This window comes from Magnetospirillum gryphiswaldense MSR-1 v2 (assembly GCF_000513295.1).
Taxonomy (GTDB): Bacteria; Pseudomonadota; Alphaproteobacteria; order Rhodospirillales; family Magnetospirillaceae; genus Magnetospirillum; species Magnetospirillum gryphiswaldense.
In genome coordinates this window covers 2,666,921-2,683,889 of sequence record NC_023065.1, presented here as the reverse complement: position 1 = coordinate 2,683,889, position 16,969 = coordinate 2,666,921, and the positions used below count along the sequence as shown (strand labels likewise).

General features: G+C 65.2%; 10 protein-coding genes. 7 read left to right on the top strand and 3 right to left on the bottom strand.

Annotated features, from left to right (window positions below):
* Positions 1-171: 171 nt before the first annotated feature.
* Positions 172-4,089 (bottom strand): PAS domain S-box protein, encoded by a 3,918-nt coding sequence (locus MGMSRV2_RS12685; protein ID WP_277911431.1) that lies wholly within the window; start codon positions 4,087-4,089, stop codon positions 172-174.
* Positions 4,090-4,894: 805 nt separating this feature from the next.
* Between MGMSRV2_RS12685 and MGMSRV2_RS12675 the strand changes: the two genes are divergently transcribed.
* The 7 genes from MGMSRV2_RS12675 to nhaD all read left to right on the top strand — a co-directional run bounded on the left by MGMSRV2_RS12675 (position 4,895) and on the right by nhaD (position 15,295).
* Entirely contained in the window at positions 4,895-5,293 is a 399-nt protein-coding gene (locus MGMSRV2_RS12675; protein WP_024080745.1) for a hypothetical protein, read from the top strand.
* 15 nt (positions 5,294-5,308) lie between these two features.
* Positions 5,309-7,576, top strand: a complete 2,268-nt coding sequence (locus tag MGMSRV2_RS12670; protein ID WP_024080744.1) for an alpha,alpha-trehalose-phosphate synthase (UDP-forming) — start codon at positions 5,309-5,311, stop codon at positions 7,574-7,576.
* Positions 7,569-8,330 carry a trehalose-phosphatase gene (gene otsB, locus MGMSRV2_RS12665; RefSeq protein WP_024080743.1) on the top strand — a complete coding sequence of 254 codons (762 nt, stop codon included), beginning with the start codon at positions 7,569-7,571 and terminating at the stop codon, positions 8,328-8,330. The genes MGMSRV2_RS12670 and otsB overlap by 8 nt, the downstream gene beginning before the upstream one ends.
* On the top strand, positions 8,317-10,110 hold the full coding sequence (locus MGMSRV2_RS12660; RefSeq protein WP_024080742.1) for a glycoside hydrolase family 15 protein: 1,794 nt from the start codon (positions 8,317-8,319) through the stop codon (positions 10,108-10,110). Before otsB ends, MGMSRV2_RS12660 begins: the two co-directional genes overlap by 14 nt.
* An 11-nt stretch (positions 10,111-10,121) precedes the next feature.
* On the top strand, positions 10,122-10,958 hold the full coding sequence (locus MGMSRV2_RS12655; RefSeq protein WP_024080741.1) for a GGDEF domain-containing protein: 837 nt from the start codon (positions 10,122-10,124) through the stop codon (positions 10,956-10,958).
* Between the two features lie 222 nt (positions 10,959-11,180).
* Positions 11,181-13,907 carry an HAD-IC family P-type ATPase gene (locus MGMSRV2_RS12650; RefSeq protein WP_041633609.1) on the top strand — a complete coding sequence of 909 codons (2,727 nt, stop codon included), beginning with the start codon at positions 11,181-11,183 and terminating at the stop codon, positions 13,905-13,907.
* Between the two features lie 14 nt (positions 13,908-13,921).
* Positions 13,922-15,295, top strand: a complete 1,374-nt coding sequence (gene nhaD / locus MGMSRV2_RS12645) for a sodium:proton antiporter NhaD (RefSeq protein ID WP_024080739.1) — start codon at positions 13,922-13,924, stop codon at positions 15,293-15,295.
* Between the two features lie 457 nt (positions 15,296-15,752).
* Here nhaD and MGMSRV2_RS12640 read toward each other — a convergent pair whose 3' ends face one another.
* Both MGMSRV2_RS12640 and MGMSRV2_RS12635 read right to left on the bottom strand, forming a co-directional pair.
* Positions 15,753-16,352 carry a hypothetical protein gene (locus MGMSRV2_RS12640; RefSeq protein WP_024080738.1) on the bottom strand — a complete coding sequence of 200 codons (600 nt, stop codon included), beginning with the start codon at positions 16,350-16,352 and terminating at the stop codon, positions 15,753-15,755.
* Positions 16,339-16,968, bottom strand: a complete 630-nt coding sequence (locus MGMSRV2_RS12635; RefSeq protein ID WP_024080737.1) for a glycoside hydrolase family 19 protein — start codon at positions 16,966-16,968, stop codon at positions 16,339-16,341. The genes MGMSRV2_RS12640 and MGMSRV2_RS12635 overlap by 14 nt, the downstream gene beginning before the upstream one ends.
* Position 16,969: the final 1 nt, after the last annotated feature.

Here is a 16,969-nt window from a genome sequence, read left to right as displayed (position 1 = left end):
GTAATGGCGGAGGGGGCGAGGCTGAGGGCAAACCTTCTTTCCTACGTTTCCAACGGGTTGGACATGTCGGCCATTTGCCGGGCTGGCTTTGACCACTCTGGCTCCGCTTTCCATCTTCGAGCAAAGGCCGGCACATCCGGGTTCATGTATACAAATCAGACCGATAACAGGTCATACGGCACTGCCATCCGCAGGCAGAACAAAATGGATTGTAGTTCCCTTTCTCGCCCCCTCGGATGCGGCCCAGATTCGACCGCCGTGGTTCTCGACGATGCGGCGGCAGATGGCAAGGCCGAGGCCGGTACCGGGAATGTCGCTGGGGCGGTGCAGGCGCTTGAAGATCACGAACACCTGGTCGAGATAGGATGGTTCGATGCCGATGCCGTTGTCGATCACGGACACCTGGATGCCGCCCACCACCCGTTCGCCGTGGATGCGCACCCGCAGGGGCCGCAGGGGGTCGCGAAACTTGATGGCGTTGGAGATCAGGTTCTGGAATACCTGCATCATCGGCAGTTCCACGACCGACATTTCCACGTCGGCGTCGCACTCCACCTCCGCGCCCGATTCGGCGATGGCGCTCTGCAGGTTGGCCGTGGCCACGGCGACCAGGTCGGGCAGCTTGACCAACTCGCGTTCAGCCTCGAAGTGGCCGGCACAGGAATATTCCAGCAGGTCGTGGACCAGGTCGCGCATGCGCCGGGCGCCACCGACGATGATCTCCAGCGTTTCGCGTTCCTCGGCCTCGATGCGCCCTTGCATCTGGCGCTCGAGCAACTGGCAGAAGGCGACCACGTTGCGCAGCGGCTCCTGTAAATCGTGCGAGGCGACGTAGGCGAAGCGTTCCAGTTCGCTGTTGGAGCGGGTGAGTTCGTCGATGGTGCGCAGCAGCCGCGCTTCCGCCTCCTTGCGCTCGCTGATGTCGAGGATGGTGCCGACCAGGTAGTCGGGCTTGCTCTCGGTGGCGTTGGGGGCGCCCCGCAGTTCCACCCAACGATGTCGTCCGGTGCGGGAGAGTAGTTCCAGTTCCATCTGAAACGGCTCCCGCCTGTCGAACGCCCGTCGGAGGGTCTGGCGCAACGGCTCCCGGTATTGTGGCAGGTAGTAGTCGATGCCGGCGGCAAGTTCGGGCCTGGACGGCAGCGGCTCCTCGACCATGGCGTAGACCTCGTCGGTCCACATCAGCATGCCGGTCTCGGGATTGGCTTTCCAGCCGCCCAGCTTGCCCACCCGCTGGGTCTCGCGCAGGAAGAACTCGCTCTCCCTTAGGCGCCCCTCCGCCCGCACCCAGTTGACGACGTCCATGGCGATGCCGGCCAGCTCGGCGACGATGGCAAGGTCGTCGGCGTCATAGTCCGCCGACTTGTTGCCGACTCCGATGACGGCCTGAAAGCCCGTTTCGCCGGGCACCGGCACCGACAGCAGGCGGGTGACCGGTGCGTGACCGTCGGGCAGGCAGTGCTTGGTTGGCAGCGCGGCGTAGTCGTTGCAGATGATCGCTCGGCCCTGGCGCAGGCAGTCGGCCCAGATGCCGGCCTCGGTCACCGCGTAATGCTGGCCCTTGGCCTCGGCCCTGCATATGTTGGCCAGGGTGTTGGTGGACCACGCTTGCAGGGTCAGGCCGCTTTGGTCGTCATCGACGAAGTGGAAGAACCCGATGGCGCTGGCGGTCAGGCGCTCGGCGGTGTCCAGCACCTCGGTCATCAGTGCGTCGATGTTGCCGCCGCGTCCGATATCGGACAGGCGCAGCCGTGCCTTCAGCAGCGCCTCGGCGCGGCGGCGGATGGCCAGGTCGCGCAGGAAGGCGAAGCAGCGGCCGTCCTCGATGTCCGAAAACAGGGTGCACACTTCGACGTCCCACAACGAGCCGTCCTTGCGCCGGTGGCGGCGCTCGAAGACCGCACCGCCGCCGGCGATGATCGTCGCCAATTGGGTACGGACGTCGGATGCGGTCTCCTCGGCGTCCAGGTCGGCAATGCTCATCCGACACAGTTCATCGACCGTGTAGCCCGACATTTCGGCGTAGGCGGAATTGACCTCGAGGATGCGTCCGTCGAGGTCGCACAGCCAGAAGCCGTCGGCGGTGGTTTCGATGGCGGCGCGGTAGAACGCCTCGCGCTCGCGCATGCCGCGCTCCAGCACCTTGCGGGCAGTGATGTCGGTAACGGAACCGACCATGCGGGTCCCCCGGCCCGTCGCGTCGCGCTCCACGATCCGGCCGCGGACATGGACCCATTTGACCTCGCCGGCCTTGGTCACCATCCGGACTTCGTTGTCGTAACTGGACACACTGCCGTCGATGTTCGCAGCGAGAGTATCCAGGATTCCGGGAAGGTCATCGGGATGAAACAGGCGCGGCAGCGAAGCCCGGCCGGGTTCGAACTCGCCGCGAGCATATCCGAGCAACTCATAGTAGCGGTCATTCAACTCGGCCCGGTCGGCCACCAGGTCCCAGTCCCAGATGCCGTCGGCGGTGACTTCGAGGACCAGGCGTAGGCGCTCTTCGCTGGCGTGGCGCGCATCGAGGAGCAGCCGCTGGTCGGTGACGTCCTGGACGGTGCCGATGCCGCCCAGCAGGCGCCCATCCCCGTCGAATTCCAGGCTTGCCTGCTCGTGCACCCAGCGGACGTCGCCGCCGGTGACGATGCGGTGGACGATATCGTAGGGCGCACCGGCCTGCGCGTTGTTCCAGGCTTGATCGATCATGGCGCGGTCGTCGGGATGCACGGAAGCCAGAAACAGCTCGTAGGTCAGCGGCGTGCCCGGCGCGACACCGAACATCCGGTGGGTCTCATCGGACCAGGACAACTGCCCGGTCTCCGCATTCAGGCGCCAACTGCCGATCCTGGCCACCTGCTGCGCCAGGCGCAGATCGTCCACGCGGGCGCGCAACTCCTGTTCCAGAATCCTGCGGTCACGCAGGTCGCGGATGATGCCGACGTTGTATTCCTCGCCCTCAAAGACGATGTGGTTGGCGACCACCTCGCAGGGAATCGAGGCGCCATCCCTGTTTATCAGGACCGCCTCGAAGGCCAGCGTTCCCTGGCTGCGCAGGGCCTGCCAGTGGGCAAGCCAGTCCTCGCGCAGGAAGTTGGGGGTGAAATCCCAGACGAATTTCTTCCGTGTCTCCTCGGCGCTGAAGCCCGACAGCTCGCTCCAGGCCCGGTTGGAATAGAGATGGCGGCCATCGGGTGAAATCCAGACGGTGGCGTCGGCCATGCGCTCGGTGACGAGCATGGCGAAGCGAGCCTCGCGCGCCGAGGCATGCAGAGCGGCGTTGGCCTCGGCGAGGGCGGCCAGCGCGGCATTCCTCTCGGCGATGATGCGTTCCAGGTGGACGACGTACCCGCTTTCCAGCCCCTTGACGATCTCGTGTTCGCCGACCACGCCGATCGCTTGCCCGTCGTCATCAAGCACCACCAGATGGCGCAGCTTGGCCTGGCGCAGGGTCGCGGCCGCCTCCAGCAGGCTGGCCTCGGCCGGAATGCTGCGCAGCGGCGCGCTCATCACCTGGCTGGCCGTCGGGGCCGAGCCATCGCCCTGGGGCAGGCACAGCAGGCGGACGATGTCGCGTTCAGTGAGAATGCCGGCGGCCTTGCCGTCCTGGGTGACGATGACGCAGAAAGTGTCGCGCCGGGCCAGCCGGGCGATGGCGTCGGCCAGCGGGCAGTCGGAGTCCACCGTCACCGCCGGGGCCATGACCGACAACACGTCCTTCGGCCGCAGGTAGAAGTCCACTCCAAGATGGTGGACGAAATCGGTTTCGGTGACGATTCCCAGGAGGTCGCCGCCGTCATCGACCACCACCAGATGGCGGAACCGCCCCGTCTTCATCATCTTGAACGCGGCGAACTGGTCGATGTCGGGCGGCACCGTCACCGGCGAGGGCGTCATGATCGACCGCACCTCCTGTTCGCCGTCGGCCAGGGCGACGCCCCCATAGCGCCGCACCAAGTCGCGCTCGGTCAGGATGCCGATCGGCCTGCGGCCCTCGGCAACCACCAGGCAACTGATCCGCCGTTCGCCCATGATCGCCAGCGCGGCGGCGACCGGACTGTCCGGGACGATGGTGACCACAGCCCGGGTCATGATGTCGGAAAGAGGCACTGAGCGCATAAGCAGCCACCCTACACCGGCAATGGTAGGCATACTCCCGCGGCCCCATGCCCACGAGCCGAACTGGCCAAAAGTATAGTGTTATCTGGTGAGCCCGTCCAGCCGAGTTCCGTTGTCAGTGCATGCAACACAACACACTGGCAGCACCTCCCCTTCATCACGGCGTCGGCGCGCGCCAAATCCGTCAACCGCTTGTTCGGGCGCATGCAGAGATTGTTGTGACCAAGTCGGCGGGGGAGGCCAACGTCTTGCCCGCCCCTCTGGAGAAGGTTCGACCCAAGCATCCTTCGGGTGGGGTGGCGGAGGGGAAGAGGCCGTGGGCGAACCTTCTCTGCTGTAATATCAAGCACTTGCAGGTGAGGTTGGCGCCCGAAAAATGCTCGAAATATACGGTCAGGTTCGTGCCGCTGAACAACACCTCCACGAACGGCAGGTCGATGGACGTCCCCACGACCCTAAAGAACAGCCCCAGCAGCAGCTCCCGGAACAACTCTATACGGCCCTTTTTGATTTTGCTGCCGGGCATCCAGGATGACAACTGCGCAGTCAGGCCAACTACCTTCTCCGGACGAGAACGAATACCACCGCCACAGCCACCGATGCGGCCCCAAGAAGCGAAAGCGTGGGAGTCATGCGCCGCAGCCCAGTCGCGGACAGCAAAATTACGCGACCGCCGCGCTCCTGCCGAGGCCTGCCCCAGTGAGCCCCTGCCATGATCTCGCCATAATAAATCTTTTAGATAGGTGATATCGGAATTGGTGATGCATTGGGGGGTGGCATGTTCCTGGCGGCATTGGACGAAGCTCAGAAGGATGCCTTTCTCGCCTTGGCCGCCAACATCGCGCCACCTGAAGATACCGGATTGGTTCAATGGGCCCTTTGGCAGGAATGGCTGGCCGAGATGGGCCTGCCGCCGCGCACATGCATTGGCTGGGATGATGCTGAACTTGCCGTCGGGTCATTTCCGACGGCGCGTGATAAAATGATCGTCATGCTGGAACTGGCCCGCCTGAGTTGGGAGGTCGAGGACTCCCGACTTTGGCAAGGCATGGACCGCGTGGCGACGCTGCTGCAGTGCACGTCTGCAGAAATTGATGCCGTCCGCGGTTGGGCCGAGAGATTGGCTGCCTTGCGGGCAGAGGCGATCGCACTGATCGCGGCACGCGCTGTCGCATAACCGAAGGATACTCGCATGCGAATGGCGTTCCGGTTCATTTTGCCGCTGTTGCTGGTTCTGGGTGGCATTGCCTGGGCTGCGGCCCCGTTGGTCGGGACCTTGATTGAGCGGTGGTTCCGGGCCGACGTGGAAATGCGTTCCCAGTTGGTCTTCCATTCAATCGAGGACACCGTTACCAGCCTGGTAATGGCACAGACCGACCGCAAGGCCGGCCGCAGGGTCGATGAGTTGTTCAAGCGTATCGCCCAGGACGAACGCCTGCTGGCCCTTGGTCTGTGTACGCCGGACAACCGGTTGAACAATCGCTCTGCGGCTTGGCCCAAGGACCTTGGATGTCCGATGGCCCCGGTATCCGGAACGGCTTTCCTGGTCGAAAGATTGGCGGAAGGGGCGGTATTGGCTGCGTCTTTCGCGCTTTCCGTCGATGGCGTCAATTTGGGCCGGTTGGTCATCCTCCACGACCTCAGTTTCATTGAGCGGCGCAGTTCCAGCGCGGAGTATTATCTTGCCGGCTTCCTCGCGCTGCTGGGACTGGCGGCGGCGACCGTCACGGCGATTGTTGCCCGCCTCACCCTGCGGAGTTGGCTTCGGGCGGCGCGCAAGGGGCTCTCCGCCCAGGGCGGCGGCGAGGGCGAAGACTCGGGGATGGCCATTGAGGTTGCGCCGCTGGTTCGCGAGATGCGCAAGATGTTGCGCGATCTCGACGTTCCGCGCGCCCTCACCGAAGCGATCCGCGTTGACTGGGGCCCCGAATCCTTGCGCAACCTGCTGCGCAACGAGTTGCCCGACGCCGAGGTGCTGGTGGTCTCGAACCGCGAGCCCTACATCCACAATCTCGAAGACGGGCAGGTCGCCCTGCAGCGGCCGGCCAGCGGCCTCGTCACCGCATTGGAACCGATCATGCGGGCCTGCGGCGGCACCTGGATCGCTCATGGCAGCGGCTCGGCGGATCGCATGACGGTGGATGGCGACGACCGCCTGGCGGTGCCCCCCGAGGCGCCCGCCTACACCCTGCGCCGGCTCTGGCTGTCGGACGAGGAACAGGAAGGCTACTACTACGGCCTCGCCAACGAGGGGCTGTGGCCGCTGTGCCACATCGCCTTCGTGCGCCCGACCTTCCGCGCCTCGGACTGGGAGCAGTACGTGGCGGTCAACCAAAAATTCGCCAATGCCCTGGTGGCGGAGGCGAGGACGCGAAATCCGGTAGTCCTGGTGCAGGATTACCACTTCGCCCTGCTTCCCCGCATGGTCCGCGAGAAACTGCCCGAGGCCACCATCATCACCTTCTGGCACATTCCCTGGCCCAATGCCGAGGTGTTCAGCATCTGCCCGTGGAAGGAAGAGATCCTGTCCGGGTTGCTGGGAAGTTCCATCCTGGGTTTCCACACCCAGTTCCACTGCCTGAATTTCCTGGAGACGGTCGACCGCTTCCTCGAATGCCAGATCGACCGTGAACACAGCACCGTCCGGGCGGGCGACAACACCACCTTGGTGCGCCCCTATCCCATCTCCATCGAGTGGCCCCCGGCGGCCCTGGCCGCCCAGGCGCCAGTGGACGAATGCCGCAAGAGCGTGAGACTGAAATACGGCCTTGCCGCCGACGCCTTGCTTGCCGTGGGTGTCGAGCGCTTCGACTACACCAAGGGCATCGCCGACCGCTTCCGCGCGGTGGAGAGCTTGCTCGAGGTCCATCCGGAATGTATCGGCCGCCTCACCATGCTCCAGGTCGCCGCTCCCACCCGCAGCCAGCTCGCGGTCTACCGTGACACCCAGACCGAGGCGGAAGCTGTCGCCGAGGCTGTCAACGCCCGCTTCGGCACTGACGATTGGGCGCCCATCATCCTTGTGCCCAAGCATCATGAGCCGGAGGCGGTCTTCACCCTGTTCCGCGCCGCCGACCTCTGCCTGGTCTCCAGTCTTCACGACGGCATGAACCTAGTCGCCAAGGAATTCGTCGCCGCTCGTGACGACGAGGACGGGGTCCTGGTGCTGTCCACCTTCGCCGGCGCCTCGCGGGAATTGCTGGAAGCCCTGATCGTCAATCCCTACGACATCCGCGCCATGGGCGACGCTATCCACGCCGGACTGTCCATGCCGCTCGACCAGCGGCGCGAGCGGATGCGGCTGATGCGTGAGATGGTGGGGGAAAACAACATCTACTTTTGGGCCGGGCGAATGCTCCTCGACGCCGCCCGCATGCGCAAGCGGCAACACATCGAGCGGCAGATCGCGGTGGTTTCAGGCAAGTCGGCCACATCCATCGGCGCCAAACGACATGGATGACGTCGCACGGCAACTGAGCAATCCGGCCGACTGGGCGTTGTTCCTGGATATCGACGGTACCCTGCTCGATATCGCTCCGACGCCGGACGATGTCGTCGTTCCGCCGTCTCTGCCCGAGGTGCTGGATGCTCTGACCGCGCGAACCTCAGGTGCCCTCGCGCTGGTCAGCGGGCGCGACCTTGCCGGAATCGACCGGCTGTTCCCCGGGGATCGCGACGCCGCTGGGTGCCATGGCGCCGAATGGCGGCAGGGTGGCAACCTCTTCGCCATGGTTGAGGCCGTGCCCCAAGGGCTGGTAGCGGCCGTCTCGGCTGGCGCCGGGCAGCTTCCTGGGGTTCGGGTGGAGGCCAAGGCCCGTTCAGTGGCTCTGCATTTCCGCGATTGCCTGGAGCGGGAGGCGGAGGTCGTTGGATTGGCGAATGCGGTGATCCGCGAGGCCGGCCCGCAGTTCCAGTTGCTGGAGGGAAAGTCCGTAATCGAGATCATTCCCGTCGGCGCAACCAAGGGCGAGGCCATCGACCGCTTCATGTGCTGCCCCCCCTATGCCGGCCGGCGCCCGGTCTTCGTCGGCGACGACATAACGGATGAAAGCGGGTTCGACGCAGTCAATCGAGCCGGCGGACTATCCATCCATGTGGGCGAAGGCCCGGGAACCGCCGCACGGTTCCGCTTTCAATCCCCGGATTGGCTCCGGCACTGGCTCGCCAGCCTGGAACGATCAATGAGAGGCATATCCGGCAATGAACACGCTTGACCTCGGTGCCATCGGCAATTGCAACATCGCCGCCCTGATCGATCCCAAGGGAACCGTCGTCTGGGGGTGTTTCCCCAGACTTGACGGCGACGCCGCCTTCTCGGCGCTGTTGAACGGCGGCGCGGCCGGCGAGGCAGCGGGCGATGGGCAATTCTCGCTGGAACTGGTCGATCAGCTTCATTCCGACCAAGCCTACCTGGCCAATTCGGCGATTCTGCAGACGACCCTGTATGATCACCATGGCGGAGTGGTCGAAATCACCGACTTCGCACCGCGCTTCGCCCTTTACGAGCGGATCTATCGCCCGCCGATGATCGTTCGCCGGATCCGGCCGGTCAAGGGGCGCCCCCGCATCAGGGTGAGCGTGCGCCCCCGCTTCGACAATGGCCGTCTGAAGCCCGAGATTACCCGCGGCAGCAACCACGTTCGCTTCGTCTCGCCGGCGCAGACGTTGCGCCTGACCACCAACGCGCCCGTGTCCTATATCGTCGAGGAGCGTCCGTTCGTCCTCGACCGCCCTATCGACATGCTGCTGGGAAGCGACGAAAGCCTTCAGGCCGGCATTGAATCGACGGCCCGCGACCTGTTCGAGCGCACCCTGGACCACTGGCGCAGTTGGGTGCGGTCGCTGTCGATTCCGTTCGAGTGGCAGGAAGCGGTGATCCGGGCGGCGATCACCTTGAAGCTGTGCAACTTCGAGGAGACCGGCGCCATCGTCGCCGCTTTGACCACCTCGGTGCCCGAGGCACCGGAGACGGAGCGCAACTGGGATTACCGCTTCTGCTGGCTGCGCGATGCCTACTTCGTCATCCACGCCCTCAACCGCCTGGGCGTCACCCGGACCATGGAAGATTACCTGCGCTACATCAACGACATCGTCGAAGAGGCGACCGAGGGCGAATTGCGCCCCGTGTATGGCATCACCCGCGACACCTCGATCGACGAGAGCATCGTTCCCCACCTATCCGGCTATCGCGGCTTCGGCCCGGTCCGCATTGGCAACCAGGCCCACATCCAGGTCCAGAACGATGTCTACGGCAGTGTCGTCCTGGCCTCCACCCACGCCTTCTTCGACCAGCGCCTGACCCATCCCGGCAACGCCACCTTGTTCGAACAGTTGGAGCGCCTGGGCAATCGCGCGATTGCCGTGTTCGACAAGCCCGACGCAGGGCCGTGGGAACTGCGCACCATCGCCTCGGTCCACACCTTCTCGGCGGTGATGTGCTGGGCCGCCTGCGACCGCCTGGCCAAGATCGCCCGCCACATCGGTCAGGGTGATCGCGCCACCTTTTGGCGGCGCGAGGCCGACCGCCTGCATTCCATCATCTGCGAGCGTGCGTGGAATGCCGAGTTGGGCAGCTTCGTGTCCAGTTTCGGCGGCCGGGACATGGACGCGACGCTATTGCTGCTGCACGAGGTCGACTTCCTGGATGCGGGCGACCCGCGCTTTGCCGCCACCGTGGAGGCAGTGGCCCGAACGCTTCGGATTGGCGATTTCCTGCTGCGCTATGCCGGCGAGGACGATTTCGGCAAGCCCAAGACCGCCTTCATCATCTGCGTCTTCTGGTACATTGACGCCCTGGCGGCGCTGGAGCGCCGGCAGGAGGCACGGAACTTGTTCGAGACGGTGCTGCTGCGGCGCAACCCCCTTGGCCTGCTGTCCGAGGACATCGACCCGCGCAGCGGTGAATTGTGGGGCAACTTCCCCCAGACCTATTCGATGGTTGGCCTGATCAATTGTGCCATGCGACTATCGCGTCACTGGGAAGAGGCGTTTTGATTGGGGGCACAATGTCAGTGACCGAGTATTTGTACGGGATGCTGGCCGGTCTGACGGCATTGGCTGCCCTGGTAGTTGCCGTGCGATTGCTCGCTTTCACCATCCGCTGCCGCGCCAGGGAGGGCCGGTTGCTGGTCATGCTGGCCGGAGCGACGACTCTTTTCGCCCTCTGCGGCGCCAATCTGGTGAATGCTGCGGACAACGTTCTTTGGCACCCCAACGTTCCAATCGTTCCATCTGCCTGGTTGTCCAGCGTTTCCGGCCTCGTCATTTGCGTGTGGTTCGAGGTATTTGGCCGCTATGCGGTCGAACGGAGTGGCTTTGAACGGCAGCTGGAAGCGTTGGCGAACACCGATTCCCTGACCGGCATCCTAAACAGGCGCGCGTGTCTGGAGCGCGGTGCGGCGCTGGTGGAAGCCGCAAGAAGATTTGACCATCCCTTGACGGTCATGATGATCGACATCGATCACTTCAAGCGGGTCAACGACCGGCATGGTCATGAGGCTGGGGACGAGGTGCTGCGCATGTTTACCTCCGTCGTGCAGGGGTGTCTGCGCCAGGTTGATGTGTTTGGCCGTCTGGGTGGCGAGGAGTTCGCGGTTTTCATGCCGGAGACAAACCACGAGGGCGCCGCCATCGCCGCCGAACGCATACGAGCGAGCATCGAAAAGGCCGAGCTAAGTCGAAACGGGAAGGCCTTGTCCATTACCGTGAGCATCGGTGCCATCGCAGGAAGCGAGTCCCTGGACGAGGCGCTCCGCAAGGCCGATGAGGCACTTTACCGTGCCAAACAGACCGGGCGCAACCGCGCGGTCATGGTCTCCGAAACCTTGGGAGAACCGGCGTGACCGATTAACCGCCCGATCTCACCGGGCATTGGGGGGAAATACCGTACTGGCGATATTCGGCGCGACCTACGTGCTGATCATCGCCGAGGGAGCAACCCATCTGCGCGAGCCAAAGTAGGCGGCAGTCGCCGAAGCGTCCGACTGGAGTACGGCCTTGCCCCCGCCGCCTTGCTCGCCGTGGCTGTCGAGCGCTTCGATTGCACTATTCCAATATGACCGGTGATGACGATGGCAGAAGTTGGGCCTTGGTGGCATTCCCTGACGGCGGATGAGGCGCTCGCCGCCGTGGGCTCGTGCCGCGACGGCCTTTCACAGCAGGAAGCGGAACGACGGCTGCGTGCCCACGGCGCCAACCGTCTGCCCGCGCCACGACGGCGCGGCCCGGCGATGATGATGCTGGCACAGTTCCACAACGTCCTCATTTACGTACTGCTGGCCTCGGGGCTGGGAACCGCACTGCTCGGCCATGCGGTGGACGCGGTGGTGATCTTCGCGGTGGTTGCCCTCAACGCGGTGATCGGCTTTCTCCAGGAGGGCAAGGCCGAACGGGCGCTCGACGCCATCCGGCATATGCTGACACCGTCGGCGATGGTGATGCGGGACGGCCACCGACGCGAAATTCCGGCCGCGGATCTGGTGGTTGGCGACGTTGTACTGCTGCACTCCGGCGACAAGGTGTCGGCCGATTTGCGCCTCATTCACGCCAAGGGCCTGCGCGTCCAGGAAGCGGTGCTGACCGGTGAATCGCTGCCGTCCGAAAAGTCCAGCCACCCGGCAGCGGCAGACACTCCCCTGGCGGAGCGCGCGTGCATGGCCTATTCGGGCACCAATGTCGTCGCGGGTCTGGCTGCGGGGGTGGTGGTGGCAGCCGGCTCCGCCACGGAAATCGGTCGCATCAGCACATTGTTGGCCGAGGTGCCCAGACTGACGACGCCGCTGCTACGAAAGATGGCAGCGTTCGGCCGCCAGTTGACTGGCGCCATCCTGGTGCTGGCGGCTGGCACGTTCACCTTCGGCATTCTCGTTCATGGCTTCTCGGCCGACGAAATGTTCCTGGCCGCCGTCGGCCTTGCGGTCGCTGCGATCCCCGAGGGCCTGCCCGCCATCGTCACCATCACCCTGGCCATCGGCGTGCGACGGATGGCGGCGCGCAACGCCATCGTCCGCCGCCTGCCGGCGGTGGAGACGCTGGGAGCAGTGACGGTGATCTGCTCCGACAAGACGGGAACGCTGACGCGCAACGAAATGACGGTCCGCAGCGTGGCCACGACGGGCAGCCTGATGCATGTCGGGGGAGAGGGCTATGCCCCGGTCGGGGCATTTTGCCAAGATGGCGCCACAGTCGACCCGGCCGCACCGGATCTAGTCGAGATCGCCCGCGCGGTCGCCCTGTGCAACGAGTCCGAACTGACGGAGGCCGACGGCGAATGGCAGGTGGTTGGCGACCCCATGGAGGGCGCGCTGTTGGTCCTGGCCGGCAAGGCTGGCCTCGACGCCACCCTCGAGCGGGAGCGGTTTCCCCGCCACGACGCCATCCCCTTCGAGCCGGAACATCGCTTCATGGCCTCGCTGCACCATGACCACCGGGGCCACGCCTTCATCCTGGTCAAGGGCGCGCCCGAGGCCGTGCTCTCCATGTGCAACCGCCAGCGCCGGGCCGGCGAGGACGAGGTGCTGGACCTGCCCCATTGGCATGCGATCGCGGAGGCCAGGGTGGTGGCGGGCGAGCGGCTGCTCGCCGTCTGCTTGCGTGCCGTCGATCCGCAACAGCGCGAGCTGTCCTTCGGCGACGTCGAGGGCGGCTTCACGCTGCTCGGGCTTGTGGGCCTGATCGATCCGCCGCGCGACGAAGCGGTGATGGCCGTGCGGCACTGCCGGGCCGCCGGCATCGCGGTCAAGATGATCACCGGCGATCATCCCGGAACCGCCGCCGCGATCGGTCGGCAGATGGGGCTGGGCGAGGCGACGGTGACGGTGGGATCCGCGCTGGACGGGATGGATGACGAGACCCTGGGCGGTGTCGCCGCCAGCACCACCGTCTTCGCCCGCACCGCGCCGGAGCACAAGCTGCGCCTGGTGCAGGCGCTGCAGCGAGCGGGCAATGTCGTGGCGATGACCGGCGACGGCGTCAATGATGCTCCGGCGCTGAAGCAGGCCGACGTCGGGGTGGCCATGGGCCGAAAAGGCACCGAGGTGGCCAAGGAGGCGGCCGAGATCGTGCTGGCCGACGACAACTTCGCCTCCATCACCCGGGCGGTCGAAGAGGGCCGCACCGTCTACGACAACATCCGCAAGGCCATCATCTTCATTCTTCCCACCAATGGCGGTGAGGCGTTGGTCATGATCGCCGCCATCCTGGCCGGCATCGCCCTGCCCATCACCGCCAAGCAGATTCTGTGGGTGAACATGATCACCGCAGTCACCCTGGCGCTGGCGCTGGCCTTCGAGCCGGCCGAGGGCGACGTCATGCGCAGGCCTCCCCGTCCCCCGTCCGAGCCCTTGCTGTCCGGTTTCCTGATCTGGCGCGTCATTCTGGTCTCCGTGCTGCTCCTCGTAGCCGTCATGGGGCTGTACCTCTGGGAGCGTGCCGAGGGCGCCGACCTGGCGACGGCCCGCACCGTCGCGGTCAACATGCTGGTGGTGGGGGAAGTGTTCTATCTGCTGAATGTCCGGCGGCTGCGTGGCCCCGCCCTCTCGCGCCACGGCCTGTCTGTCAGCCGTCCCGCGCTGATCGCCATCGCGGTGGTGACGGCGTGGCAGATGCTTTACACCTATGCTCCACCGATGCAGGCCGTGTTCGAGTCCGCGGGCCTCGGTTGGGCCGCCTGGGGGCGCATTCTGGCAGCCGGCGCCCTGATCTTCGTCTTTGTCGAGGTGGAGAAGGTGCTGCTGACGCGGCGAGACGATCACGCCCGAGGCAGCCGGGACCATTCCTCGTCACCATCCTAGCGGGACCATCCGACATGAATGCACTTCTGACATTATCGGCCGCCGTCATGCTTTTCCCAAGCGCGGCCTTCGCCGCTTCGCCCGGCCTGCCCGATCTCACCAGCCATTGGGTGGGATACGCCGCCCTGGCGATATTCGGCGCGGCCTACATGCTGGTCATCGCCGAGGAAACCACCCATCTGCGCAAGTCGAAGCCGGTGGTGGTCGCCGCAGGCATCCTGTGGGTGCTGATCGCGCTGGTATACGGCGGTATGGGGCGGCCGGATGAGGTGGAGGGTCCGCTCCGCCACGTCTTTCTGGAATACGCCGAACTGCTCCTGTTCCTGCTAGTGGCGATGACCTACGTGAACGCCCTCGAGGAAAGGCGGGTGTTCGATACATTGCGGGCATGGCTGATCCGATCCGGCTTCAGCTATCGCAAGCTGTTCTGGCTGACGGGCGTTCTGGCCTTCTTCATCTCGCCGGTGGCCGACAACCTGACCACCGCCTTGGTGATGTGCGCGGTGGTGCTCGCGGTAGGCAAGGAATCCCCCCGCTTCGTCGCCATATCGTGCGTCAACATCGTCGTCGCCGCCAACGCCGGTGGTGCCTTCAGCCCGTTCGGCGACATCACCACCCTGATGGTGTGGCAGAAGGGAATGGTTCCATTCGGACAGTTCTTCGCCTTGTTCCTGCCCTCCGTCGTGAACTATGTAATTCCCGCCGGCCTGATGCACGCGGCCGTGCCGGCCGGGACGCCTGCGGCGGTTGACGAGTCGGTCGCCATGAAGACGGGGGCACGGCGGGTCATGGTGCTGTTCGCGCTGACCATCGCCACCGCCGTCGGCTTCCACAACTTTCTTCACCTGCCGCCGGTCATCGGCATGATGACCGGGCTGGGATATCTGCAACTCTTCGGGTTCTACCTGAAGAAGACGCACGCTCGTAATGGGGCGAACGGCGACTACCCCTACGACGTCTTCCGCAAGATCGTCCGCGTCGAGTGGGACACCTTGCTATTCTTCTATGGCGTGATGATGTGTGTCGGCGCGCTGGGGGTGCTCGGCTATCTGTCGCTGATGTCCAACGTCCTTTATGGCCAGTTGGGCGCCACCTATGCCAACGTCATCATCGGCGTGCTGTCAGCGATCCTCGATAACATTCCCTTGATGTTCGCAGTCTTGACTATGCAACCCGACATGTCGCTGGGCCAGTGGCTTATGATCACCCTGACCGCGGGTGTTGGCGGCAGCCTGCTGTCCATCGGCTCGGCGGCCGGGGTGGCGCTCATGGGGCAGGCCCGAGGCGTCTACACCTTCTCATCTCATCTGCGCTGGAGCTGGGCCGTGGCGATTGGATACGCCGCAAGCATCGCGACGCACAGGCTGCTCAATGCCGGCATGTTTTGAAAGGCGGCTCCTAAATATCGAAGGCGCTTTGGTGCTGCAGCTCTCATCGCCCTGAGGGGGGCCGATGGCGGATGATGCCAAGGCCGCCTAAATGGCGTTGGTCAAAGCGATACGGTCCGGCCGCAATCGGATTACCAGGACCGCCACCACGGCGACCTGGTGGGCGAACTGCGGCGCATGGTGGAGGAAACGTCCATCGATCCCACGGCTGCGGAGCAGACATAGGACGCAGGTCGTAACGCCGGGGCCAACGGCCCCAGAGTTCGGGGACCCGGACCCGAAAGCGCGGGGACCGCAGGAGACGCCGTCGCGTGGGACGGATCGAGCGCGGCGGTGGGAATGGCGGCGGACCCGCTCGGAGCCCACCCCTGGCCCGTCAAATACGGGCCACAAACACGAAATGCGGCCGACCAGGAGATGATCCCCCTGGTCGGCCGCATGCCGCAGAATGTGTCCATTATTTCCCGATGGGCGGAGCCTGTGCCAGCAGGGTGCGGGTCTGCTCGGAATCGGCCGATCCGCCGAACTCGAAGTCGAAGGCTGTGGCGAACTTGCCCGCGAGCAGGGTCACCACCGATATGATGCAGCCGCCGACGGCGGTGTTGCCGTCGACATGACCGAACACCATGAAGCCGATGCCGCCGACGATGCCGACCCCCGCCGTGACCAGCAGCGCGTTGGCGCGGGTGTTGCTGCGTCCAGCATTGATGAATTCACTGTCGCGGGCTCGGGCATTCTGGCGGTCGGCCAGGGTGGCGGTCAGCGTGGTGAGGGCACCGGCCATCTGCTGCATCCGCTCCTCGTGGGCGAAGGTCTGGGCCTGGGAGCGCAGTTGGAACACCAGGGTGGGATCGGCCAGCACTTCGCGGGCTTTGTCGGGATCATCGGTGCCGGTGATGGCCCGGACGGTGTCGGCCAACTTGCCCACCGCCTTCTCGGCATCGTCGCCGAACAGGCTGGCAATGTCGGGGGCAACGTCGAGGGCCACCTTGGCGAGACCGGCGATGGGGTTGGCGGCGATGGCGGCGGCATCGCCGAGGAGATCAAGCAGGTTCATGGGACACCTCCATGGCGGCACAGGCGCGGGCGTAACAGGCTTTGCGGTCGTCGAGACCGGTCAGGCCGCCGTTGATGCGCCGGGTGATGGTTTCGATGTCGCGGGCATCGGCTGGTCGGTTGAGGCCGTTTCTGTGCCAGAACCACCCCGCCGAGCGGGCGGCGGCGTCCGGCTGCTCCAGCAGCTCGGGCTGGACGATCAGGTCGAGGCCGAGGGCGGTGCCGCAGGCGGCATAGTTCGCCTTGCCGGTGACCTGGATCAGGCCGCGCCCGCGATAGCGCCAGCCGTCGCCGGAGGCCTCGTCGCCATTGCCCATGCGGTTGGCATAGACTTTGGAGCCGATGCGTTCCGGCTGGCGGGCATAGGCGGTGGCCTGGGTCGCATCGAAGTGGCGGGGAAAGACCCGCAGCAGCGCCTCGGCGGAGTAGTTCAGGTTCTCGACTAGGGCGCGCAACTGGCCGCTCTCATGGGCGATCTGGGCGAGGAACGCCGCCAATCGCAGTGGCGCGTCGATGCCCCATTCGGCGCAAGCTTCGGCCAGCGGGGTGACGAAGCGGGCAATATCGGTGGGCCGCGCCGCCGGCAGGGCGGCACGCAGGATGTCTGCGGTCAGCATG